The 22,773-nt window shown below is 49.2% G+C and carries 20 protein-coding genes and 1 other RNA gene; 14 read left to right on the top strand and 7 right to left on the bottom strand.

The genetic code is table 11. From position 1 onward, the window contains the following. Window positions 1–81 precede the first annotated feature (81 nt). From VBY75_RS10285 to phoU, 4 genes are read left to right on the top strand one after another with little or no spacing between them, the layout of a single operon-like run. On the top strand, window positions 82–2,346 hold the full coding sequence (locus VBY75_RS10285) for an ABC transporter permease subunit (RefSeq protein ID WP_199494372.1): 2,265 nt from the start codon (window positions 82–84) through the stop codon (window positions 2,344–2,346). Window positions 2,347–2,369: 23 nt separating this feature from the next. Beyond that, on the top strand, window positions 2,370–4,025 hold the full coding sequence (gene pstA, locus VBY75_RS10280; protein WP_416512355.1) for a phosphate ABC transporter permease PstA: 1,656 nt from the start codon (window positions 2,370–2,372) through the stop codon (window positions 4,023–4,025). Between the two features lie 59 nt (window positions 4,026–4,084). After that, window positions 4,085–4,903 (top strand): phosphate ABC transporter ATP-binding protein PstB, encoded by an 819-nt coding sequence (gene pstB / locus VBY75_RS10275; protein WP_287816749.1) that lies wholly within the window; start codon window positions 4,085–4,087, stop codon window positions 4,901–4,903. Between the two features lie 10 nt (window positions 4,904–4,913). Beyond that, window positions 4,914–5,633 carry a phosphate signaling complex protein PhoU gene (gene phoU, locus VBY75_RS10270; RefSeq protein WP_054491232.1) on the top strand — a complete coding sequence of 240 codons (720 nt, stop codon included), beginning with the start codon at window positions 4,914–4,916 and terminating at the stop codon, window positions 5,631–5,633. On the opposite strand, the gene serA is transcribed toward phoU, so the two are convergent. The 3 genes from serA to VBY75_RS10255 form a co-directional block, all read right to left on the bottom strand. Next, window positions 5,630–6,859: a phosphoglycerate dehydrogenase gene (serA, locus tag VBY75_RS10265; RefSeq protein WP_271331815.1), complete on the bottom strand. Its 1,230-nt coding sequence runs from the start codon at window positions 6,857–6,859 to the stop codon at window positions 5,630–5,632. The two genes, phoU and serA, sit on opposite strands and share 4 nt — an antisense overlap. Then, entirely contained in the window at window positions 6,856–7,527 is a 672-nt protein-coding gene (gene rpiA / locus VBY75_RS10260) for a ribose-5-phosphate isomerase RpiA (protein WP_199494374.1), read from the bottom strand. Before rpiA ends, serA begins: the two co-directional genes overlap by 4 nt. A 73-nt stretch (window positions 7,528–7,600) precedes the next feature. Next, window positions 7,601–8,188, bottom strand: coding sequence for a 5-formyltetrahydrofolate cyclo-ligase (locus VBY75_RS10255; protein WP_271331741.1), 588 nt, complete (start codon window positions 8,186–8,188; stop codon window positions 7,601–7,603). A 50-nt stretch (window positions 8,189–8,238) separates the two neighbouring features. Between VBY75_RS10255 and VBY75_RS10250 the strand changes: the two genes are divergently transcribed. Beyond that, window positions 8,239–9,807 carry an amidohydrolase family protein gene (locus VBY75_RS10250; protein ID WP_199494376.1) on the top strand — a complete coding sequence of 523 codons (1,569 nt, stop codon included), beginning with the start codon at window positions 8,239–8,241 and terminating at the stop codon, window positions 9,805–9,807. 6 nt (window positions 9,808–9,813) lie between these two features. Here the strand turns inward: VBY75_RS10250 and ssrS are convergent. Both ssrS and zapA read right to left on the bottom strand, forming a co-directional pair. Beyond that, a non-coding RNA gene (gene ssrS / locus VBY75_RS10245) (6S RNA) lies at window positions 9,814–9,998 on the bottom strand. A gap of 34 nt (window positions 9,999–10,032) precedes the next feature. Further along, window positions 10,033–10,344 (bottom strand): cell division protein ZapA, encoded by a 312-nt coding sequence (gene zapA / locus VBY75_RS10240; RefSeq protein ID WP_054491227.1) that lies wholly within the window; start codon window positions 10,342–10,344, stop codon window positions 10,033–10,035. Window positions 10,345–10,477: 133 nt separating this feature from the next. Between zapA and VBY75_RS10235 the strand changes: the two genes are divergently transcribed. Genes VBY75_RS10235 through VBY75_RS10220 form a run of 4 tightly spaced genes read left to right on the top strand, consistent with a single transcriptional unit; the run spans window position 10,478 to window position 14,729 of the window. After that, a complete protein-coding gene (locus VBY75_RS10235; RefSeq protein WP_054491250.1) occupies window positions 10,478–11,044 on the top strand; it encodes a UPF0149 family protein in 567 nt (188 codons plus the stop codon). A gap of 24 nt (window positions 11,045–11,068) precedes the next feature. Next, window positions 11,069–12,391, top strand: a complete 1,323-nt coding sequence (gene pepP, locus VBY75_RS10230) for a Xaa-Pro aminopeptidase (protein ID WP_416512351.1) — start codon at window positions 11,069–11,071, stop codon at window positions 12,389–12,391. Then, the gene (gene ubiH, locus VBY75_RS10225; protein ID WP_416512349.1) at window positions 12,373–13,539 is read left to right on the top strand and encodes a 2-octaprenyl-6-methoxyphenyl hydroxylase; all 1,167 of its coding nucleotides are present in this window, start codon (window positions 12,373–12,375) and stop codon (window positions 13,537–13,539) included. The genes pepP and ubiH overlap by 19 nt, the downstream gene beginning before the upstream one ends. Then, window positions 13,536–14,729 (top strand): FAD-dependent oxidoreductase, encoded by a 1,194-nt coding sequence (locus tag VBY75_RS10220; RefSeq protein ID WP_416512347.1) that lies wholly within the window; start codon window positions 13,536–13,538, stop codon window positions 14,727–14,729. Before ubiH ends, VBY75_RS10220 begins: the two co-directional genes overlap by 4 nt. 174 nt (window positions 14,730–14,903) lie before the next feature. On the opposite strand, the gene VBY75_RS10215 is transcribed toward VBY75_RS10220, so the two are convergent. Continuing rightward, complete coding sequence (locus VBY75_RS10215) at window positions 14,904–15,746, bottom strand: LysR family transcriptional regulator (RefSeq protein ID WP_011235323.1); 843 nt, start codon at window positions 15,744–15,746, stop codon at window positions 14,904–14,906. 141 nt (window positions 15,747–15,887) lie between these two features. Between VBY75_RS10215 and gcvT the strand changes: the two genes are divergently transcribed. From gcvT to VBY75_RS10190, 5 genes are all read left to right on the top strand, one after another. Next, window positions 15,888–16,967: a glycine cleavage system aminomethyltransferase GcvT gene (gene gcvT / locus VBY75_RS10210; RefSeq protein WP_416512344.1), complete on the top strand. Its 1,080-nt coding sequence runs from the start codon at window positions 15,888–15,890 to the stop codon at window positions 16,965–16,967. 50 nt (window positions 16,968–17,017) lie between these two features. After that, entirely contained in the window at window positions 17,018–17,407 is a 390-nt protein-coding gene (gene gcvH / locus VBY75_RS10205) for a glycine cleavage system protein GcvH (RefSeq protein ID WP_054491221.1), read from the top strand. Between the two features lie 125 nt (window positions 17,408–17,532). Then, window positions 17,533–20,421 (top strand): aminomethyl-transferring glycine dehydrogenase, encoded by a 2,889-nt coding sequence (gcvP, locus tag VBY75_RS10200; RefSeq protein ID WP_416512342.1) that lies wholly within the window; start codon window positions 17,533–17,535, stop codon window positions 20,419–20,421. Between the two features lie 131 nt (window positions 20,422–20,552). Further along, window positions 20,553–21,164, top strand: a complete 612-nt coding sequence (locus VBY75_RS10195) for a tyrosine-type recombinase/integrase (protein WP_416512340.1) — start codon at window positions 20,553–20,555, stop codon at window positions 21,162–21,164. A gap of 232 nt (window positions 21,165–21,396) precedes the next feature. Then, window positions 21,397–21,849 (top strand): hypothetical protein, encoded by a 453-nt coding sequence (locus VBY75_RS10190; protein ID WP_416512338.1) that lies wholly within the window; start codon window positions 21,397–21,399, stop codon window positions 21,847–21,849. A gap of 176 nt (window positions 21,850–22,025) precedes the next feature. Here the strand turns inward: VBY75_RS10190 and VBY75_RS10185 are convergent, their stop codons facing one another. Beyond that, window positions 22,026–22,715: a hypothetical protein gene (locus VBY75_RS10185; protein ID WP_416512336.1), complete on the bottom strand. Its 690-nt coding sequence runs from the start codon at window positions 22,713–22,715 to the stop codon at window positions 22,026–22,028. Window positions 22,716–22,773 lie beyond the last annotated feature (58 nt).

Below are 22,773 nucleotides of genomic sequence, written 5' to 3'. Positions count from 1 at the left end.
GTGGTGTAACAATACTGTCATATTTTTCAACTAAACTATTTGCAGAATTTTAGTAACGCGTATTCAAACCTGAGGTTTCTGATGGCATCACTGTCAGCTCAACAATTAGCCGCTAACCGGGGACGACTCTTTAAAGATCGTGCCGCTCGCTATGGTGTCACTTTAGGTGGCATTATGGTGTTGGTAGCGCTGTTGCTTATCTTTTTCTATCTGCTTTATGTTGTTCAGCCTATTTTCGAGTCGGTTTCCTTAAAAGAGGAACAGAGCTTTTCATTGCCAAACAGTGATGATGTAGAAGCACTTGGCATGGAGGAGCAGGCCGAAATTGGTTACCGTCTAATGAAATCGGGGAAATTTGAGTTCTTCGCGCTGGCCGATAAATCTATCGTTAAGCGTAAGGCCGGCGATATCATCGACTCAAAAGAAGTGGTCTCTGATGACAAAATAACGAGCTTTGCCAGCACACTGCCGGTCAACAAGCAGTACGCATACGGTCTGAACGATGGTACGGCGATGGTGGTTCAGCCTAAGTTTAAAGTGTCTTTTGCTGAAGACCCTCAGACAGGCGCACTTGAGCGTACGATAACGCCGCGTGTGGAGGTATTGAATAATGGCGAACCATTAGTTGTCGATGAAAGTGGTCAGGCTTTAGAAAAACTGGCTTACGAGAGCGATGGTGACACTATGATGTTTGCTGCTGTGCAGGGCGGCAATAATCTGCTTATTACCAAGTACGCAGCAGAAGAAAACTTTATGACTGGCGAAACGACATTAAAGCCGGTTTTTCATAAGGTGACACTAAACGGTACTATCGATGACTTAATTGTCACTCCGGATTTACGTCAGGTTATGGCGCGTCGCGGTAACCGAATTCATGTATTTGATGTCGGAATTTCAGGTCAGGTAAGTGAGCGTGAATTAATGCTGGTTAATGCGCGTGAGCAGGGTAATGCCACGGGTCTTTATTTACTGGCCGGAGCAAGTTCTATTTTAGTGACTCATGATACCGGGCTGGTAACACAGTGGTTCCAGGTATCGACAGATAAAGGTCGGCAATATCAATATATTCGCTCATTTGATGCTGGCTCACCGGTTAAAGATGTTGAAGTTGAATATTATCGACGTACTTTCTACACCGTTTCAGAAAACGGACAGCTAGGCATATTCTATACCACTTCAGAGGCGGACCTGTACCGGGGCAACCCTCTTGAATCCAGTTTAGAGCATGTCATGGTCGACCCTCGAGCCAACTACCTCATTATGCAAAGTGGTGATCGCTTCAGTGTGTTTGATATTAAGAACGAACACCCTGAAGTCACCTGGAGCGCTATGTGGCAGGAAGTCTGGTATGAGGGATACCCTGAGCCCGACTACACCTGGCAGTCGACCTCTGGTTCCGATGACTTTGAGTCTAAATACAGTTTGGTTCCTATTGCTTTTGGCACCATCAAGGCAGCCGCATATGCAATGCTGTTTGCTGTGCCTATTGGTTTGGCTGCTGCTGTTTACACGGCGTACTTTATGTCTCCGTCGGTGCGTAAATACGTCAAGCCGACCGTTGAAATTATGGAAGCCTTACCGACGGTTATTCTCGGCTTTTTGGCCGGTCTTTGGCTGGCACCGATAATTGAGAGGTATCTTCCGGGCCTGATAGCCGTGCTGCTGCTGGTGCCGGCAGCGATAATACTGACGGCATTCTTATGGTCGAGGTTACCTTCCCATATTCGTAACACCGTTACCGATGGACGAGCCGCTTTGCTGCTCATACCTATTGTTATTCTGGTCGGTTGGTTATCGTTTGGCCTTAGTCCCTGGGTTGAGCAAGTGTTGTTCGATGGCAATGTGCGTGGCTATTTAACCAATGAGCTGGGTATTACCTTCGATCAGCGTAATTCCCTGGTTGTTGGTATTGCGATGGGCTTTGCGGTTATCCCAACCATTTTCTCAATTGCAGAAGATGCGGTATTCAGTGTGCCGAAGCATTTATCTAACGGCTCGCTGGCGCTGGGTGCTACACCATGGCAAACCCTGACTAAAGTGGTTCTGCTAACCGCCAGTCCGGGCATATTCTCAGCGGTTATGATGGGGCTGGGACGCGCCGTAGGCGAGACGATGATTGTACTGATGGCAACCGGTAACACACCCATTATGGACTGGAACATTTTTGAAGGTATGCGCACCTTGTCGGCAAACATTGCGGTCGAGATGCCGGAGTCGGAGGTTGGCAGTTCACACTACCGAATCTTGTTCCTGGCAGCCTTTGTGCTGTTCGTATTTACCTTTTTCTTTAACACCATTGCTGAATTTGTTCGCCAACGTCTGCGCGACAAATACAGCTCGATGTAATTCCGGAACAGAGGTTTAATTCAATGAATACATGGTTTAAGTCCGGAAAGCCCTGGATCTGGTTAACCGCCGGCTCAGTTAGCATCAGCTTAATAGCGGTTATCGGGCTGGTATTAATGATTGGCTGGCGTGGACTGTCGTTTTTCTGGCCCGCCGCCATTCATGAAATGTCTATTGAACAGGCTGACGGTTCAACACGCACGCTCATTGGTGAAATCTATGAGAGCGAGTCGGTGCCAACATCACGAATCAGTAACTCGGGCACCATCATGGATGGCTACGAAGACGAGGAAGTGACTCGTTACCTGATGAAAATTGGTAACCGTGAGTACGTACCTTTGGATTTTGCCTGGGTGCTTGGTCCTGCCATCCGCTCCGATGAAACACCGGCTGGTCTGGCGGTTATTGAACGTACCAAAGATGGTAATTTCTACGGTTATCCAGTTGCTATCGAGCAGGCAGGCGAACGTGTTGCGACACATGGCGACTTGCGAGATGAATTGTTTAAGCGGGTTGAGCGCGCCGTTGAGCTGAATGAACAGGCTATGGCACTGCAGGAAGGTGAAATTGGTGCTATTAACTATGAGTTAACGCAATTGAACCTACAACGCCGTGGCCTTGAGCTTAGCGGCAGCTTGACTGAAGAAGCGATAAACGACATTGAGCAGCGTCGCGAAGAGCTTCAGGCCGAGTACCTGGAATACGAGAAAGAACTTTTTGCACTGCGTGATGAAGCCGGTCGTGACTCTTTAATTATGCGGGATATGCGCGGCGAAGAAGTCAAAGTGCCTATGTACCGCGTACTGGATGTGAACTTCCCTAACGATATGGGCTTTTTCTCAAAGCTTGGGCATTTTTTCCAGCAAATTGGCAAGTTTGTTTCTGAACCGCCCAGGGAAGCGAATACCGAAGGTGGGGTGTTCCCGGCCATTTTCGGCACGGTATTTATGGTGCTGTTAATGTCCGTTATTGTCGCTCCGTTTGGTGTTATTGCGGCCGTCTATTTACATGAATACGCGGGCAAAAATGCGGTCACTAAATTAATCCGTATTGCTGTCATTAACCTTGCCGGGGTACCGTCGATTGTTTATGGCGTATTTGGTTTAGGTTTCTTTGTTTATATGGTGGGTGGGAGCCTCGACCAGATTTTCTACCCCGAAGCCTTACCAAATCCGACTTTTGGTACGCCGGGTGTTTTATGGTCTGCCGTTACTCTGGCTATATTGACATTGCCCGTGGTGATTGTTGCGACCGAGGAAGGACTTTCGCGCATTCCACCGGCGTTACGTGAAGGCAGCTTGTCGTTGGGCGCAACGAAGTGGGAAACCATTTGGCGCATTGTTCTGCCTATGGCATCACCGGCTATTATGACGGGTCTGATTCTCGCGGTTGCAAGGGCGGCAGGTGAAGTTGCGCCACTGATGCTGGTTGGTGTGGTTAAATCGGCACCTATGCTGCCGGTGGACGGGAACTTCCCTTACTTCCATCTGGACAGAAAATTCATGCACCTGGGCTTCCACATTTACGATGTTGGTTTCCAGAGTCCCAACGTTGAAGCGGCCAGGCCGCTGGTTTACGCCACGTCATTCTTGCTGATCACCATTATTGTTGGCTTGAATTTAACAGCGATTGGTGTGCGTAACCATTTACGTGAAAAATACCGCTCACTTGAGCACTAATGTTGAACACGACAGTTGAACACGACAGTTTTGATGAATTAGCGAAAAGGTCTGAACTTATGATTTCGGTAAACCCGAGTACAAGCAACTTAGAAAAGCTGGACTTACACAACTTGCCAGCAGAACAGACTGCTTTAGATATTAAAAACTTGAATCTTTACTACGGTCAAGATCAGGCGTTACACGATATTTCTATGCGCATTCCCAATAACCGCGTAACCGCGTTTATCGGGCCATCGGGCTGCGGTAAATCAACACTGTTACGTTGTATTAATCGCATGAACGATTTAGTAGAGATTTGCCGTATTGACGGCCAGATTGATATGCACGGTCACAATATTTACGACAAGAACGTCGATGTTGCGGCTTTGCGTCGCCGTGTGGGCATGGTGTTTCAGCGTCCGAACCCCTTTCCTAAATCCATTTATGAAAACGTGGTTTATGGTTTGCGTTTGCAGGGTGTGAAAGATAAGCGGGTATTGGATGAGGCGGTAGAAACCTCGCTTCGTGGTGCGGCGTTATGGGATGAAGTTAAAGACCGTTTAAACGCCAGTGCGTTCAGTTTATCCGGCGGTCAGCAACAACGTGTGGTTATCGCGCGTTCTATTGCCATTGAACCTGAAATTTTGTTGCTGGATGAGCCAACCTCTGCGTTGGATCCTATTTCAACCCTGACCATTGAAGAGCTGATTACTGAGCTGAAGGAAAAGTATACCGTTGTTATTGTTACGCATAACATGCAACAGGCGGCGCGCGTATCAGACCAGACCGCGTTTTTGTATATGGGTAAATTGATTGAGTATGCTGATACGGATACTTTATTTACTACCCCGTCTGAAAAACAGACAGAAGATTATATTACTGGTCGTTACGGTTAAGGAGCGAGTCATGGATAAGATGAATATGGGTAAGCACATTTCCGGTAAGTTCAATGACGAACTGGAAGCTGTGCGTAACCGTGTGTTAAGCATGGGCGGATTGGTTGAAAAGCAATTGCAGGACTCACTTCTGGCAATTCAGAAGGGCGACATCGACTTGGCAGAGAAAGTCCTGACCAGTGACCATAAAGTGAACAAGCTCGAAGTGCAGATTGATGAAGAATGCGTGCACATTATTGCTAAACGCCAACCAACCGCCAGTGATCTGCGTTTAGTCATTGCGATTATCAAAACCATTGCTGACTTAGAGCGTATTGGTGACGAAGCAGAGCGTATTGCAAAAGTCGCTAAGGAAAGTTTCAGTAACGACCAACAGCAACTGTTAGTCAGTCTCGAAAACCTGGGGCAACACGTATTAAGCATGCTGCGTAATGTACTTGATGCTTTCGCCCGTATGGACCTGGAGTCGGCTTATAATGTGCACCAGCAGGACGAGCAGGCTGACCGTCAGTACGAAGCGCTGACACGTCAGTTAATGACATACATGATGGAAGACTCGCGCTCTATTCCAAAAATTATGAATGTGCTTTGGTCCGCACGTTCTTTAGAGCGTATTGGTGACCGTTGTCAGAACATTGCCGAATACATTATCTTTTTTGTGAAAGGCAAAGACGTGCGCCATGTCTCACCAGAGAGCATGGAACGCACGGTTATGGGCAAAAAAGACTAGAATAAACGCCGGGCACGAATAGTGCCCGGAATGTCTTTCAGTTGTTGCAGTATATTGGCGCCATTGTCGCCGTCAATATCCATCACCACGTAGCCCACACTTTCATCGGTCTGTAAGTACTGACCTGCCACGTTAATTTCATTGTCGCTAATAATGCGGTTAATGGCGTTTAGCATACCCGGCTGGTTTTTATGAATATGCAGCAAACGCTGTGCGGTGGCGTGTGTTGGCAAGCTCACTTCAGGGAAGTTCACGGCAGACAGGGTAGAGCCGTTATCCGAATAACGCACCAGCTTTCCGGCCACTTCAACGCCAATGTTTTCCTGAGCTTCTAAGGTTGATCCGCCAATGTGTGGTGTTAACAGACAGTTCTTCAAGCCACGCAGAGGCGACATAAACTCGTCGTTATTACCTTTAGGTTCAACCGGAAACACATCAATTGCCGCACCCGCCAGGTGCCTTGACGACAGGGCTTCAGCCAGGGCGTCAATGTCCACTACCGTTCCGCGCGACGCGTTAATGAGCAGGCTGCCCGGCTTCATACGTTCAATTTGACGACGGCCCATCATCCACTGAGTTTGTTCGGTTTCCGGTACGTGCAGAGTGACAATATCGGCTTGCGTGAGTAAGTCATCCAAAGTGGGAACCGACTGGGCGTTACCCATAGGCAGTTTGTCTTCAACGTCGTAGTAGCGAATGTGCATGCCCAGTTGTTCGGCTAAAACACTCAACTGGCTGCCAATGTGACCGTAGCCGACAATACCCAGTATTTTTCCGCGCGCCTCAAACGACTGCTTAGCCGATTTTAGCCAGCCACCTTCGTGGGCTACGGCATTTTTTTCCGGAATACCGCGTAGCAGCATAATAATTTCGGCTAAAACCAGCTCGGCAACACTGCGGGTGTTTGAAAAGGGCGCGTTGAAGACAACGACACCGTGTCGCTTGGCCGCATCTAAGTCAATTTGATTGGTGCCTATGCAAAAACAGCCAACCGCAATGAGTTTGTCTGCGGCGGCAAATACGCGTTCATTCAACTGGCTGCGTGAGCGAATACCAAGAATGTGAGCGTCTTTAACTTTCTCGCAGAGTTCATCTTCGCTCAGAGAGGTTTGCAGTATTTCCAGGTTATGATAGCCGTGGTGACGAAATAGCTGGATGGCACTGTCATGAACCCCTTCGAGCAATAAAACTTTGATTTTGTCCTTCGCTAATGAGGTTTGCATCAGCCACTTACCTTCAGAGTCTGAACCCCGTCTTCACGGGCAATAAGCGCCACATCCGCACCACGCTGAGCAAAGAGCCCGTTGGTGACTACGCCGACAATATTGTTCAGTTGAGCTTCAAGTTTCATGGGCTCCATGATGTCAAAGTTGTGCACATCGAGGATCCAGTTGCCGTTGTCGGTGGTAAAACCCTGGCGCCAGACCGGGTCGCCGCCAAGTTTTACAATTTCGCGGGCAACGTATGAACGCGCCATAGGAATCACTTCAACCGGCAGCGGGAATTGACCTAAACGGCCAACCATTTTGGTTTCATCAGCGACACAGACGAACTTTTTGGCGACTGCGGCTATAATTTTTTCACGGGTCAGCGCTCCGCCTCCGCCTTTAATCATTTGCCCATGCTCATTAATTTCATCAGCACCGTCTACATAAACGGGAACATCTGCAACGGAGTTCAGTTCAAACACCTCAATACCATGAGACTTCAGGCGCTCGGTAGAGGCTTCAGAACTTGAAACAGCCCCTTCAATGTCATGTTTTCGCTCGGCTAATGCATCGATAAAAAAGTTTACGGTTGAGCCGGTACCGACTCCGACGACAGTGCCGTCTTCAATGTATTGCATAGCAGCTTCTGCTGCCGCTTTTTTTAGTGCATCAGCGTTGCCTGACATGAGCGTTTCTCCGTGTTTGTGCTTTAAGCTCAGTATAGGGAATTTGTTGTTTTTTATCGATCTTTCTTTTACTTCAAAAGCGCCAGTGTTGCGCTGGTGTAATGATTTCCGGCAGCGGAATATCCCAACTCTCAACCGGTATTTTTTCAACCTGTTGTTCGTTATAGCTTAACCCAATGGGCGATAAGTTGGGCCTATTCCCATTATGCCATTGAGCTAATGTTCGATCGTAATAACCGCCGCCCATGCCTAACCGGTTGCCCTGACTGTCGAAGCCGACTAATGGCATCAGCAGTATCTGAATACTGGACAATGGCACCACGTTTTGGACATTCAGTTCGGGTTCAGCAATACCGTACTTGTTGGTTGTCATTGGCGTATCCGGGGCATAGTGTAAAAACAGTAAATGACCTTTAGCAAAAGGGTGAAGCACGGGTAAAACGGTATTAAAGCCTGACTGCCACAGTTTTTGAATAATGGCTGAGGTGGGTAACTCGCCGGCAAAGCTTTTATACACGGCAACGGTGGTCTGCTGAGGGACCCGGTTGCTCAGACGTTGCTCCAGTTTGTCAGCAACCAGATGTGCCGCTTCGCTCTGCTGTTCGGCGGTTAAATTGCGGCGAATTTGCTGTAACTTGCGTCGGAGGTCCTGTCGAGTCATGCTAGAGTCTGCTTAATGATAACCGCTGAGTAATTGCCAGAGGATAACCGATGAAAACAATAAAAACGATAGCTTTAGCCATGGTAGCGATGGCTTTTACGGTTGCAGCCCATGCTGTACAGGCTCCCCCGAAAGCGCCGGAGCGTGATCGCGGTGAAGGTCCGTACGAGCGCCTGATATTACGGGGCGGAACACTAATTAATGGCGAAGGCGCACCACCAATTGGTCCGGTAGACATCGTCATTGAAGACGATCGTATCGTGAATATTGTCAGTGTTGGGAATCCGGGAGTGCCCGTTAAGCCCGAGGGGCGTCCTGAAGCTGAAGCAGGTGATAAAGAGCTGGATGTCAGCGGTCAGTACATCTTGCCCGGCTTTGTTGATATGCATGCGCATATTGGTGGCTCCGCAAAAGGTATTCCGGCGGAGTATGTACTGAAGTTGTGGTTGGCTCACGGCATTACAACCATTCGGGAGCCCGGCAGTTTTAATGGTCTGGACTGGGTTCAGTGGCACGAAGAGCGCGCTGTCGATAATCGCATTACTTCGCCGCGAATCATTCCTTATGTCGGTTTTGGGCAAGGCTGGGATAAGCCTATTTATAACGGCGAGCAGGCGCGTGAATGGGTTCGCTACATTAAAGACGAGGGAGCGAAGGGTATTAAGTTCTTCGGTGCTTCTCGCAAGGTTATGGAAGCGGCGCTGGACGAAGCCAACGAGCAGGGCTTAGGCACTATGATGCACCACGCTCAGCTGAATGTAATGTCGATGAATGCACTGGATTCCGCCCGCCTGGGTTTAACCTCTATGGAGCATTGGTACGGTTTGCCGGAAGCTCTGTTTGAAGAGCGTCGCGTGCAGGACTACCCGGCAGGTTATAACTACAATAATGAGCAAAACCGCTTTGAAGAGGCTGGCCGCTTATGGAAGCAGGCCGCGGAGCCCGGTTCAGAGAAATGGAATTCAGTGCGCAATGAACTGATTGAACTGGACTTCACGATTAACCCCACCTTAACCATATACGAAGCGTCGCGTGACTTAATGCGTGAACGTCAGGCCATTTGGCACGACGAATACACCTTGCCGCGGTTGTGGGAGTTTTTCGAGCCAAGCCGCTACGCTCACGGCTCTTATTGGTTCGACTGGACTACCGACAATGAAATTGCCTGGAAAAAGAATTACCAGAAATGGATGGCGTTCTTAAAGGACTTCCACTCCAACGGCGGCAGAATTACGGTTGGTTCTGATGCGGGCTACATTTATAAGATTTATGGCTTTGGTTACATTCGCGAGCTGGAGTTATTACGTGAAGCCGGTTTGAATGCGTTAGAAGTGATTCACGCCGCCAGCCTGGCCGGTGCCGAGGCACTGAATATGGAAGACGACATTGGCTCTGTTGCTATTGGTAAAAAAGCCGACATGGTTATTGTGAACGAAAACCCGATGGATAACTTTAAAGTGTTGTACGGCACCGGGCACTTCAAGCTTGATGATAACAACCAGCCGATGCGTACCGAAGGCATTCAGTACACCATTAAAGACGGTGTGATTTTTGACGCACAACAATTGCTAGAGGACGTTAAAGCCATTGTTGCTGATGAAAAGGCGGAGCGCCAATAGTAAGGGTGGTTTCCCAAGGTGCCGCTGCTGGCTGTAGCCCTTGAACCCATTGGTTCAAGGCGGGGAGCAAATGGTATCTGCCGTAGGCTTCCCGGTTCATGCCGGGCTTGCACATGGCAGGCCAGTGATCCCCTTTTAATACAAGCATCGGCTCAGGGACATAAGCCTGCTGGCAAACACCCCAGGAAACCGCAAAAGGGTTACAATGTTGCTTTAGGTTAACTGCTAACGGTTACGTTGTGAGCGTTGCTCACTCATTGCCTGTTCTATCGTTGCCTGAAGTAACTGAATTTTTTCTTCAAGCTTAGCCGTTTTTGCAGATTGTTCATTTTGATCCTGAATCCACTCATGGCATAAATTCAGGGCTGTCATAACAGCTATTTGTTCGACATTGGTCAGTTGCGTTCGTTCTTTGGTTTCCATCAGTCTTTCATTGAGCGTATCTGCCGCTTGCTGCAACGCGCTTTCCTGCCCAACAGGGCAAGCCACCTTATAATTACGTTCCAGCAATTTTATATCCATGGTTTTTGCGGCCATTCAAAAGACTCCTTGCAACTGACTCAACAGCTTTGATAACTGCATTATGGCATGAGCTACCGGTGTTTGTCAGCTAGCGATTATGTAAAGCCAGTGTTAGGATTAATGCATGATAAATAAAGGGCAGAATTTAATGTCGACACGTTTTAATTATGACCGCTTAGTGGAACTTTACGCACAATACGACATGACGCCAAGTGCGTCAGAAGTGCAGGGTATGTTAACCGGGCTAATAGCCACCGGGAGCGACGCCAAAAGCAATGAATTAATGATCTTAATGTCAGACCTGGCATACGACGGCCAGGGCTTACCCGTCGAGCTGGAGAACTTGCTGCAACAGCAGGCCGAAGAAATCGAACACTCGTTGGGTGACGAAGATTTAGGCTACCGTTTGTTGTTACCTGAAGACACGACGCCGTTGTCTGACCGCTTAAGCGCACTGGCTGGCTGGGTTAATGCCTTTTTAGTGGGCTATGGTGTTAACCAGGAAAATATGACCAACTTAAGTGGTGACTTAAAAGAAGCCATTGAAGACATGGTCGAGCTGGCGAAAATAGAGTTTACCGACGATGGTGATGAGGAAGAAGAGCGAGCTTACACCGAAATTGTCGAGTATCTGCGTGTTTCAGCCATGATGTGCTACGCCGAATTAGGCCGTAATGAGCTACCGGCAAACCAGCCACCCAAAATTCTGCATTAATTACTGACGGAGTAGAGGTCGTTGATGAGAAACGTTATTCCTCAGGATGAATTTAAGCAGCGTCGACGCCAGCTGCTGGAGTCTTTGCCACCACACTCGGTGGCACTGGTGGCTGCTAACAGTGAAGTTACGCGCAGCAATGATACCGAGTACCCTTTTCGCCAAAACAGCGACTTTTTCTATTTAACCGGTTTTAATGAGCCGGACGCGGTGTTGCTGCTGATTAACGACAGCAACCCACGCAGTGTTTTATTCTGTCAGGATAAAGACCCAAAGCACGAAGTCTGGCATGGGCTGCGTTTAGGCTATACCAATGCTGTTGAAGCCTTAGCCGTTGACAGCGCGGAAGATCTCGACACTTTGCCGGAACGTTTACCGGAGTTGCTGGAGGGTATTGAATCGGTTTTCTACCCCATGGGCGAAGACTCGGTGCTGGCAGAACTGGTGAGCGAAGCGCGCGATGACGTCAGTGTGAAAGCAAGACGAAGCGGTAAATTAGCGCCTCAAAGTTTGTCTGACTTAAGACCTAACCTGGATGCCATGCGTTTAATTAAGTCAGCCAATGAAGTGGCAGTGATGAAAGAAGCTGGCCGAATAAGCTCGGGGGCATTCCGCCGCATTATGCGCTTTGTCGAAGCGGGCAAGCACGAGTATCAGGTAGCGGCAGAGCTGCACCATGAATTTGCCATGAACGGCGCTTTGCATCCGGCTTACGGTATTATCAGCGGTGGTGGTGCTAATGCCTGCGTTCTGCATTACACCGACAACCGAGATGAACTGCGCGACGGTGATTTACTGCTGGTAGACGCCGGCGCGGAGTATCAGGGTTACGCGGCCGACATTACCCGTACTTTCCCGGTAAATGGCAAGTTTAGTGAGCCACAGAGTATACTTTATAACTTAGTGTTGGACGCCCAGCAGGCGGCCTTTGCCGAAATCAAACCCGGCAGTAATTTGGTTCAGGCGAGCGAAGCGGCAGCCAGAGTCATTAGCGATGGTCTCACCGAACTGGGTATTTTAACCGGCGATGCCGAAGTAAACTTCAAAGAACAACGCTGGAAAACGTACTTTATTCACGGCCTGGGCCATTGGCTGGGTCTGGACGTTCACGATGTCGGACGTTATCGCGACAGTGAGGGCGAGCCTGTACCTTTCAAACCCGGCATGGTGCTGACAGTAGAACCCGGTATTTATATTCCGGAAGATGCTGACGTTGAAGAGAAATGGCGCGGCATAGGCATTCGCATTGAAGATGACCTGGTTGTAACAGCGGACGGTTTTGACAACATGACCGCCGATGTACCCAAAACCATTGAAGAGATTGAGACATGGATGAAAGGCCAGTAACGCACGCCGATGTTGTAATAGCCGGAGGTGGCCTGGTGGGCGCCTTAACTGGCTTAATGCTGGCGCAACAACGGCCGGACTGGCACATTGTTGTCTGTGAACCTCGCGCTGAGGGTCCGCCCGCCGACAAACGCATTATTGCTCTGGCTGCTGCATCAGCGCAGCGGCTGCAAAGTCTCGGTGTACTCAATGGCATTGACAGTACTCCAATAAAACATATTCACATCTCCGACCGGGGCTTTGCCGGCGCCACTGAACTGCACGCCGAGAACGAGCGGGTAGAGGCCTTAGGTCGGGTTGTTGCTGCTTCCGAGCTGGTTAATAACCTGTACCTTAGCTGTCAGAAGCAGACCAATCTTGAGTGGTTATCGGGTGTTCGTTTAGATTCATTGCAACAGCAGCAAAAGCAGGTGGAATTAAACCTGGATAACGGACAGCAGCTGTTGGCTAAGTTACTTATTGGTGCCGATGGCCAGAACTCACTGGTGCGCGAGCAACTGGGGCTAAAATCGGATGTTTACGACTATGGCCAGTTTGGGTGCATTGCAACGCTTGATTTAGAGCAGCCATTAGATGGCTGGGCCTATGAGCGCTTTACCGAGAATGGGCCTATTGCCTTACTGCCAATGCAGGGAAGTCAGGCTTCACTGGTGTGGAGCTTTACCGAAGCGCAGCGTGACGTTGCCCAGCAATGGTCCGACACCGAATTTATGCAACGGTGTCAGCAGGCGTTTGGCTACCGCGCAGGCTTATTTAGCGGCGTGTCGAAACGAGTTTTCTATCCGCTGACGTTACGCCGGGCAAAACGCTCGACTCACCACCGCAGTGTGATCATCGGTAATGCCTCGCACGCCTTACACCCCATAGCCGGACAGGGGTTTAACCTGGGGCTGCGCGATACCGAAGTGCTATGTGAGTCGCTGGCCAATGTCGATGACGCCGGTAATTTTCAGGCATTACAAGGTTATGAGCAGAACCGTGAACGTGATTACCAAGCCATTATTAAACTGACGGACGGTTTAGTGCGCGGCTTTTCGAATCACTACTGGCCCACGGTGTTGGGTCGCAACAGTGCGCTGATGTTACTGCAGCATTGTTTGCCGCTGAAATCCGCCTTCGCACGCTTAACCATGGGGATGCAACCATGACCATGAAACGCAAAAAGCTAGACGTTGTGATTGTTGGCGGCGGCATGATTGGCCTGAGCCTGGCGATACGTCTGGCTCAGCAAAACCGACGAGTGATGGTTCTGGAAAGGCATTCGCAACCTGAACTTTCTGAAGAGCTGGCATTGCGGGTAAGCGCCCTGAATGATCGCAGTCGCAGCGTATTAAAAGACTGTGGTGCCTGGCCTTTAGTGCAGGCACACCGAATTGGCCCTTACCAAAGCATGCAGGTGTGGGACAAAGACAGCCCCGCGCACATTGAGTTTTCAGCCCGGGAAATTAACGCCGCAGACTTAGGCGCGATTGTTGAAAACAACGTTGTGGAGCATTTTTTGTGGCACCGCGCTGAGCAGGTCGGTGTTGATATATTGCAGACGCAGCAGTGGACAATGGTTCATGCCGGCGATGATTCTCACCCCGCGGAAATCGATGTTGGTGAGTGGTTACTGTCAGCCGATCTTATAGTAGGAGCCGACGGTGGTCGTTCGAAAGTGCGTCAGTATGCTGAGTTACCACTAACTTTCTGGGACTACGGCCAGCAGGGCATTGTGGCCAATATTCGCACGGAGCAACCGCATAATGGTGTGGCTCGTCAGGTATTTCTGCCCACAGGGCCACTGGCGCTTCTGCCAACGCCTGACTCTCATACCGTTTCTATTGTTTGGTCTGCCGATGAAGATCTCGCCAGAAACTTGCTTAATGAGCCACCTGAGCGCTTTGCAAAACAGGTGGAAACAGAGTCAGGGCGGGTATTAGGCGGCTGCGAGTGTGTTTCTGATATAAAAGCCTTTCCGCTTAAAATGCAGTACGCCCGCCAATGGTATCAGCATCGTATTGTCCTGGCGGGCGACGCGGCTCACACCATTCATCCGCTGGCCGGGCAGGGTGCGAACTTAGGTTTTGGTGACGTGAAAGCCCTAACCGAAAAAATTGAGGGTGTGGATTTATCCTCGCTGGCGCAATTGCACCGCTCGCTGAGCGCGTATCAACGCGAGCGCAAAGCCGACACTCAGCTCATGATAGCCGCAATGGAAACGTTCAAACGCGGTTTCGGCACAGCAAACCCAGTGGTAAAAGGCCTACGCGCTCTGGCTTTCGCACTGCCAAACAAACTCACCTTTTTAAAGCGCAAGCTAGCCGAAGTGGCTCTGGGCACTGATCCCCAGAGCTAGGTGGCTGTGGTTGGTGCCTATTGCTCAGGGAGACGCCCGTGAACCCATCCCTGGGGGGCTTGGGCAGCGCCATCCATGGCGCTGCACACTCCCTGACCAGTACGTAGCAACCATAGGCGCCACCTATTCCGTAGCTCAGCTCTCGTGGCCTGACGTTCACGTCAGGTGAGATGTTCAAATCCGCGCTTTCAGATAATCCGCTAACTGAGAAGCCGCACTTGAAGCGCCGCCGGCCAGGCGCATAATCACGTTGACTGAGCCGGGGTTGGGTAAGGGTTTGTTATCAGAAAAACTTTCCAATATGGGAATATCCTTCGGTACCGTACTTTTAGCCAGAACGGTAATGCCAAGTCCACTGTTCAATGCCGCAGTCAGTCCCGAGAAGTCGGTATTGGTATAAGTGATACGATAAGGCTGATGTGCCCTTTGTAAACTTTGCTCTGCCCTGCGCCGATAAATACAGCCTTCCGGAGCAACCACCATAGGCCAGCCGGGTTGCTCTAACAAGCCGGGTAAGCCCACCCAAACCAACTCTTCGCGCTGAATCAAAACATCACTTTTATTGGTCTGTTCGCGCAGTGCCAGAATAATATCGAACTGCTGTCCCAGTCCGGACAGTAAGTCTTTACTCAACGCCGAAGTCACCTGCAGCGTAACCTGTGGGTAAACCTGAGCAAACTGACCCAGCACTTTGGGTAGCAAACTGGACGCGAACTCACTGGTTATACCGAGCCGCACTTTACCGCTAACCTGTTGAGGCTCGAACTGCGCCCAGGCCTGGTCATTTAGCGCCAACATTCGCTGCGCGTAGTCAAACAGCACGTCACCGTCGGCGGTAAGAGCAAAGCCGCTGCCCTGGCGGGTTAGCAGTTCAACACCCAGTTGCTGCTCCAGCTTTTTAAGCTGCAAACTTATAGCAGGCTGAGAACGGCCCATGCGTTCGCCGGCAAGTGTCATACTGCCTAGCTCAATCACCGCACTAAAACTGCGTAAGGCCTCTAAGGATAAATGTTTCATTGGTTCGCTTTATAAAGTCGCTACTGGGTATTTGAAAAATTAATACCATTATAAGCATTATTGATTTTAAGTTTAAGTGAATCACGCCTATAATTTGCGCCCATACACACGCACACAAAGTGAACAGAGAAGGAACACGGTATGGGTAGCAGAACGCCACTGTACGATGCACACGTAAAAGCGGGTGCGAAGATGGTTGATTTTCACGGCTGGGACATGCCGCTGAACTACGGCTCACAAATTGAAGAGCACCATGCTGTACGCCGTGACTGCGGTGTTTTCGATGTGTCGCACATGACCATTGTTGACGTAGAAGGCCCTCAGGCTCAGGCGTTTTTGCGTTACCTGCTGGCTAACGACGTTGCCAAGCTAAAAACCGAAGGCAAAGCACAATACACCAGCATGTTGAATGAAAACGGCGGTGTTATTGATGACCTTATTGTGTATTTCTTCTCAGAAACTGCTTACCGCATGGTTGTTAACTCAGCAACCCGTGACCGCGACCTGGCATGGATTGAAAAAGTCGCTGCCGATTTTGACGTTACCACCAAAGAGCGTGATGACATGGGTATGCTGGCTTTGCAGGGCCCTAAAGCCGCTGACAAAATACAAAGCATATTAACCGCAGAACAGTACGCTGAAATTGACGGCATGAAGCCTTTTGTGGGTAAAGACGTTGGCGATTACTTTATTGCGACCACAGGTTATACCGGCGAAAAAGGCTACGAAATTGTGGTTCCGGCCGAGCAACTTGAAGCCCTGTGGAATGACTTGCTAAAAGCCGATGTTGCTCCATGTGGACTGGGTGCTCGTGATACACTGCGCTTAGAAGCTGGCATGAACCTGTATGGTCAGGACATGGACGAGAACATCACGCCGCTGGAAGCCAATATGGGCTGGAGCGTAGCGTTTGAACCGGCTGATCGCGACTTCATTGGTCGTAAAGCCTTAGAGCAGAAAAAAGCGAAAGGTCATGACAAATTAGTCGGCCTTGTGATGGAAGAGAAAGGTGTACTGCGTCACGGTCAAAAAGTAACCGTTGAGGGTGGCGAAGGTATCATCACTTCTGGTACATTCTCGCCTACACTTGGTTTCTCAGTTGCAATGGCTCGCGTTCCATCCAGTGTTGGTGATACAGCGGAAGTGGAAATGCGTAAGAAACAAATGCCGGTGAAGGTGGTTAAGCCAGGTTTCGTCAGAAACGGTCAATCTGTTTTATAATCGAACAAGATTCAATACATTCCGGGTAACCCGGGTAGAAGGAAAGCAATATGAGCAATATTCCAGCAGATCTGAAATACGCATCAACCCACGAATGGGTTCGTGATGAAGGCGACGGTACTTTTACTGTAGGTATCTCCGAGCACGCGCAGGAACTTCTTGGCGACATGGTGTTTGTTGAATTGCCGGACGTAGGCGACAAAGTTGCCACAGGCGATGACATTGCTGTCGCTGAATCTGTAAAAGCCGCTTCAGATATCTACGCACCAATGACCGGTGAAGTTGTTGCGGTGAATGAAGATCTGGAAGATGCCCCTGAAACGGTCAACAATGACCCTTACGGCGATGGCTGGTTATTCCGTATAAAAGCAGATGACAGCGGCGAGCTGGACAACTTATTAGACGCGAACACTTACGAGGCTTCAATCGACGAAGACTGAGGCCATTGGCGCATAGCACCAATGACACAGAGCGTCCTGAGCCCCGGAAATTAGCCGGGGTTCATTGTTTTTTGTATCCGATAAGTTTTCGATAAATTTCCGATAAATGTACGAGGCTGAGTTAAATGAGCAGTACTACCCTGACGCAATTAGAGCACCACGATGAATTCATTAGCCGCCATATTGGCCCAAGCGCTGATGAGCAAAAAGCCATGCTGGCTGAGCTGGGTGTAGATTCTTTAGAAGCATTAACCAAAGACACTGTGCCTGGTGCGATTCTGCGTGAACCGTTCCTGCAGACAGGGGAGCCGCAAACTGAACGCGAAGCTCTGGCCCGTCTTAAAAACATCGCGAAAAAGAACCAAATTTGTACCTCGTACATTGGTATGGGCTACTACGACACCGTAGTGCCTAACGTTATTTTGCGTAACGTGCTGGAAAACCCGGGTTGGTACACAGCGTACACGCCGTATCAGCCGGAAATTGCTCAGGGTCGTTTAGAAGCACTGCTTAACTTCCAGCAAATGACCATGGACTTAACCGGCCTGGATTTAGCCAGTGCTTCACTGCTGGACGAAGCCACTGCCGCCGCCGAAGCAATGGCCATGGCGAAGCGGGTTTCTAAAAACAAAAAATCCAACGCGTTTTTCATTGCCGACAACGTTTACACGCAAACGATTGACGTGGTGAAAACCCGTGCGGAATACTTTGGTTTCGACATTATTGTCGGACCGGCGCGTGAAGCTTCTGATCATGACGTGTTTGGTGCGTTGTTACAGTACCCGGACAAGCAAGGTCAGCTGCACAATATTGAACAGTTAATTGGTGAGTTGCAGGAGAAAAAGGCCATTGTCGCCGTTGCTTCTGACTTAATGAGCCTGCTAATGGTGAAGTCACCGGGCGAAATGGGCGCGGACATGGTGTTCGGTAACGCGCAGCGTTTTGGTGTGCCAATGGGCTATGGTGGTCCTCACGCCGCGTTCTTCGCTACCCGTGACAAATTTAAGCGTTCTTTACCGGGTCGTATTATTGGGGTATCGAAAGACTCGCGCGGACGCCCTGCATTGCGTATGGCTATGCAGACCCGTGAGCAGCACATACGCCGCGAAAAAGCGAACTCGAACATTTGTACTGCGCAGGTTCTGCTGGCGAACATGGCGTCGTTTTACGCTGTGTATCATGGCCCTGAAGGCTTACGTCGTATTGCCAACCGCATTCACCGTTTAACCGACATTGTCGCCTTAGGTATGCAGGACAAAGGCGTGAAGCTGGTGAATAGCCACTGGTTTGACACCCTAACCTTTGAAATGAAAGAAAACGCTGCAGACGTATTGGCGCGCAGTAAAGCGCTGGGTCTTAACCTACGCGTTGACGGCGAAGGCGTGTTCGGTATCAGCCTTGACGAAGCCAAAACGCGTGACGACGTTGAAAACTTATTTGCCGCGCTGTTTGGCGACAACCACGGTTTAGACATCGACGTACTGGACAGCCGTGTTGCTGGCGGTGATGTGGAATCTATTCCTGCCGATTTAGTGCGTCAGTCTCAGTATTTACAGCATCCGGTATTTAACGAGTACCACTCAGAAACCGAAATGCTGCGTTATATTAAAAAGCTGGAAAACAAAGACTTAGCCCTGAACCATTCAATGATTTCTCTGGGCTCATGTACCATGAAACTGAACGCCACCGCCGAGATGATTCCGGTCACCTGGCCTGAGTTTGGTCAGTTGCACCCGTTCTGCCCGGCAGAGCAGGCGCAGGGTTATTACGAGTTAGTTGAAACCTTGTCTGAATGGTTAATTGACGTAACCGGTTATGACGCTATGTCTATGCAACCGAACTCCGGTGCGCAGGGCGAGTACGCCGGTCTGCTGGCTATTCAGAAATACCATGAAAGCCGCGGCGACGGGCACCGCGACATTTGCCTTATTCCAAGTTCTGCCCACGGTACGAACCCGGCCTCAGCTCAGATGATGAATATGAAAGTGGTGGTGGTTGACTGCGACAAGCACGGCAACGTGGACATGGACGACTTAAAATCTAAAGCCGAAGAAGCGGGCGAGAACCTGTCGTGCATTATGGTGACTTACCCGTCTACCCACGGTGTTTACGAAGAAGGCATTAAAGACATTTGTGACCTGGTTCACAGCTACGGCGGCCAGGTTTACATGGACGGCGCTAACATGAACGCACAGGTTGGCGTAACCTCACCGGGTTACATTGGCTCGGATGTATCGCACCTGAACCTGCACAAAACCTTCTGTATTCCGCACGGTGGCGGTGGCCCTGGCATGGGTCCTATTGGTGTGAAACAGCACCTGGCTGAATTCCTGCCAAACCACTCTATTGTGAATATCGACGGGCCTAAAGCAGGCAATGGCGCAGTATCTGCTGCACAGTTTGGTAGTGCCAGCATTCTGACCATTTCCTGGATGTACATTGCCATGATGGGCGGACGCGGCTTACGTGAAGCCTCTGAAACCGCTATTTTGAACGCCAACTACCTGGCTGAGAAGCTGAGTAAGCACTTCAAAATTCTGTATCGTGGCCGCAACAACCGTGTTGCGCACGAATGTATTATCGACCTGCGCCCAATGAAAGACGCCGCCGGTATTGCTGAAATTGATGTAGCTAAGCGCCTGCAGGACTACGGTTTCCACTCGCCAACCATGAGCTTCCCGGTAGCGGGTACCATTATGGTTGAGCCGACCGAGTCTGAGTCTAAAGCTGAGCTGGACCGCTTTATTGAAGCCCTGGTCAGCATTAAAGCCGAAGCCGAGAAAGTAGCCGCCGGTGAATGGCCAAAAGACAACAACCCACTGGTAAATGCGCCGCATACGCTAGCCGACATTACCGATGCAGAGTGGGATCGCCCATACGATAGAAAAACGGCAACCTACCCGGTTGAAGCCGTTGGTTACGATAAGTTCTGGCCAACCGTAAACCGTATAGATGACGTATTCGGCGACCGTAACTTGATGTGCTCATGCCCGAGCATTGAAGAGTATCGGTAAGCTTTTTGGGTGGCCTGACTTACGTCAGGTTCGATATCTCACTGATATGAATCTGGAGCCCGCTTTTTAGCGGGCTTTTTCACTCTATTTAGACGCCATACTTAAATTTCCATTCTAACTGGAGATTATTCATGGCAGTTCAACAAGCATATCCGTGGAATAAAGATCGAATTATAGGACAGAAAAAGCCACTCCAGATATCCCATATCTGGGGTATTCGCATACGCCTTGAACTTGAAGGAAAGGCAAGAGATTTGGCTCTTTTCAATCTCGCTTTAGATAGCAAGCTTAGAGGTTGTGATTTAGTGAAACTGAAAGTATCGGATGTTTCGTGTGGTCGTTCGCTGCTTACCAGGACTCATGTTTTGCAGCAGAAGACAGGTTGTCCAGTACAGTTCGAGATAACTCAAGGAACTAGAGACTCTCTATCCGCCTGGATCAGGCAAGCGAATCTATCAGAATCAGATTATTTATTTAGATCGAGAGTTACTGACGCAGAACATATCTCGACTCGCCAGTACAACCGGATATTTCACGGTTGGATCGAGAAGCTAGGCTTGGATCGTTCGCTGTACAGTACTCATTCAATGCGAAGAACCAAGCCATATCTTATCTATAAGAAAACTAAGAATCTCAGAGTTATCCAACTTTTATTAGGCCACAAGAAGTTGGAAAGCACGGTGCGTTACCTTGGAATTGAAGTCGATGACGCACTTGATATTTCCGAGTCAATTGAGGTTTGACTGTTAGGGGGCTGCTACGGCAGCCCTGTGCCAAGAGCTGACGTAATCCGGGAGCTCTCCTGAGCAAACTAGTGGGTCATCCCAAAGCAAATAGTTATAAACTTTCCCGATGAAGTACCGCAGTAGGGTACCGATATTGACCTCTATCCAAAAGTAAAACGATGACATCGATGAAAGTTCAATTAAAATAACAGGTACCTATTTAACTACTATAAATACTATTGAGGAAATAATGCTTAGAGTTTTAGTGTTAATCTTTCTAGCTACCATATCTAGCGCCAACGCAAACGACGCTTGCTCTTTTACTGAAAAAGATACTACTGATGCGAGGAGTATATTAAAGCATTCAGACGAATATATTGGCCTTCTCAACGATATAACCCTGGGCTCTTTCAAAGGCATCAACACTACTGCAGAAACCGCAGTTTCGCTGATTGAAGAAAGGGAAAAGTTAAAAGCAAACTTCTCTATAATATCAGATTCAGCAAAAGCGATTGTTAACGGTAAAACTGACTGCTCAGCAAGAGAGTGGAATGCTATTTTGTTTAATACTGCAGCTTCTATAAGAATGATGGCAGATCTTGAGAGATTTGGTTTGATAAAAGAATGTAAAGTTTGCTGGTTTAGCGTGGTTGTCTTGCATCAGTCTCATGAAAATTTAGCAGTAAAGCTAAAAGGCTTATAAAGAGGCATCTAAGAAACGGCCAAAGCAATTGGCTCTGAGAAAAGAGTCGGACAGTGTAAGTGTGTGCTACAACTCATTGAATAAGCCTCAGCTCAGTGCCAAGAGCGGACAATGAACTCCCACATAAACGGGGCGCGAGCGTCCGGCGACCGTAGGGAGCGTATTTAAGGTGTTTGTTAGATCTTTGGGTCAAACATCATGTACAAACGTTCATCATCTTCGCCATAATTGTCATTGCATTTGCAGCCTACTCGGCATACACGGCGTTCAATAGGAATGTCCAGGTCACTATAAGACATGGCGAGCTTTAATGCGCCCACTGCCATACTATAGAAGTCCACATCTTCTTCGCTCGTACGCTGTGGGTCATCTAAGACGATTCTTTTCAAGAACTTCTTAAATGGAAGCTCTCCACCGCAATGGCGGAATACTAACATTTGATCGAAAGTGCCTTTGGTAAGATTGTCTTCAAGATCTTCCTTGTCTTGAAACCACCTTTGTTTTTCAGATTTCCTAGACCACTTTGTCGGGTTTAACTTCGTCACCCAGATGCGGCCCGTATAGGACCTATTGATTAGCTCCGTGTTGAAGACAAACATTACCGGTCCGTAGGCATTTGCTCTTCTAGCTCTATTATGAATGTCAACGGAATCAGCGAAGACATCAAACCAGATTCCATAACGCTTATCTAGGTCATCCGAGCTTTGAGGTGTTTGTGTGACCCCAAGCCGCTCAACAGTTCCCCTAGACATCAAAGAGCGAGACCGTAGAAATTGACATGCGGTCGCAACGCTATTTGCGTGATGCAACTCATCAATTCCTTTATCCATTAACGCATCAAAAACATGTTTCGAAGGTATATCCACATACGCTCCTTGAAAAATCTAACGCCGCATTCAGCGGCCTGTCCGCTGGAATGCTTTG

Origin of the sequence: Idiomarina sp. HB (genome assembly GCF_048059115.1) — a bacterium.
GTDB lineage: Bacteria > Pseudomonadota > Gammaproteobacteria > Enterobacterales > Alteromonadaceae > Idiomarina > Idiomarina abyssalis.
Note: the sequence above shows the minus strand (reverse complement) of the source record. Positions and strands in the feature narration are given on the sequence as shown.

Bases quoted from the DNA above. Each gene is read 5' to 3' on its own strand.
- VBY75_RS10285 (WP_199494372.1), top strand. From the start codon at position 82: ATGGCATCACTGTCAGCTCAACAATTAGCCGCTAACCGGGGACGACTC.
- pstA (WP_416512355.1), top strand. From the start codon at position 2,370: ATGAATACATGGTTTAAGTCCGGAAAGCCCTGGATCTGGTTAACCGCC.
- pstB (WP_287816749.1), top strand. From the start codon at position 4,085: ATGATTTCGGTAAACCCGAGTACAAGCAACTTAGAAAAGCTGGACTTA.
- phoU (WP_054491232.1), top strand. From the start codon at position 4,914: ATGGATAAGATGAATATGGGTAAGCACATTTCCGGTAAGTTCAATGAC.
- rpiA (WP_199494374.1), bottom strand. From the start codon at position 7,527: ATGTCAGGCAACGCTGATGCACTAAAAAAAGCGGCAGCAGAAGCTGCT.
- VBY75_RS10255 (WP_271331741.1), bottom strand. From the start codon at position 8,188: ATGACTCGACAGGACCTCCGACGCAAGTTACAGCAAATTCGCCGCAAT.
- VBY75_RS10250 (WP_199494376.1), top strand. From the start codon at position 8,239: ATGAAAACAATAAAAACGATAGCTTTAGCCATGGTAGCGATGGCTTTT.
- zapA (WP_054491227.1), bottom strand. From the start codon at position 10,344: ATGGCCGCAAAAACCATGGATATAAAATTGCTGGAACGTAATTATAAG.
- VBY75_RS10235 (WP_054491250.1), top strand. From the start codon at position 10,478: ATGTCGACACGTTTTAATTATGACCGCTTAGTGGAACTTTACGCACAA.
- pepP (WP_416512351.1), top strand. From the start codon at position 11,069: ATGAGAAACGTTATTCCTCAGGATGAATTTAAGCAGCGTCGACGCCAG.
- ubiH (WP_416512349.1), top strand. From the start codon at position 12,373: ATGGATGAAAGGCCAGTAACGCACGCCGATGTTGTAATAGCCGGAGGT.
- VBY75_RS10220 (WP_416512347.1), top strand. From the start codon at position 13,536: ATGACCATGAAACGCAAAAAGCTAGACGTTGTGATTGTTGGCGGCGGC.
- VBY75_RS10215 (WP_011235323.1), bottom strand. From the start codon at position 15,746: ATGAAACATTTATCCTTAGAGGCCTTACGCAGTTTTAGTGCGGTGATT.
- gcvT (WP_416512344.1), top strand. From the start codon at position 15,888: ATGGGTAGCAGAACGCCACTGTACGATGCACACGTAAAAGCGGGTGCG.
- gcvH (WP_054491221.1), top strand. From the start codon at position 17,018: ATGAGCAATATTCCAGCAGATCTGAAATACGCATCAACCCACGAATGG.
- gcvP (WP_416512342.1), top strand. From the start codon at position 17,533: ATGAGCAGTACTACCCTGACGCAATTAGAGCACCACGATGAATTCATT.
- VBY75_RS10195 (WP_416512340.1), top strand. From the start codon at position 20,553: ATGGCAGTTCAACAAGCATATCCGTGGAATAAAGATCGAATTATAGGA.
- VBY75_RS10190 (WP_416512338.1), top strand. From the start codon at position 21,397: ATGCTTAGAGTTTTAGTGTTAATCTTTCTAGCTACCATATCTAGCGCC.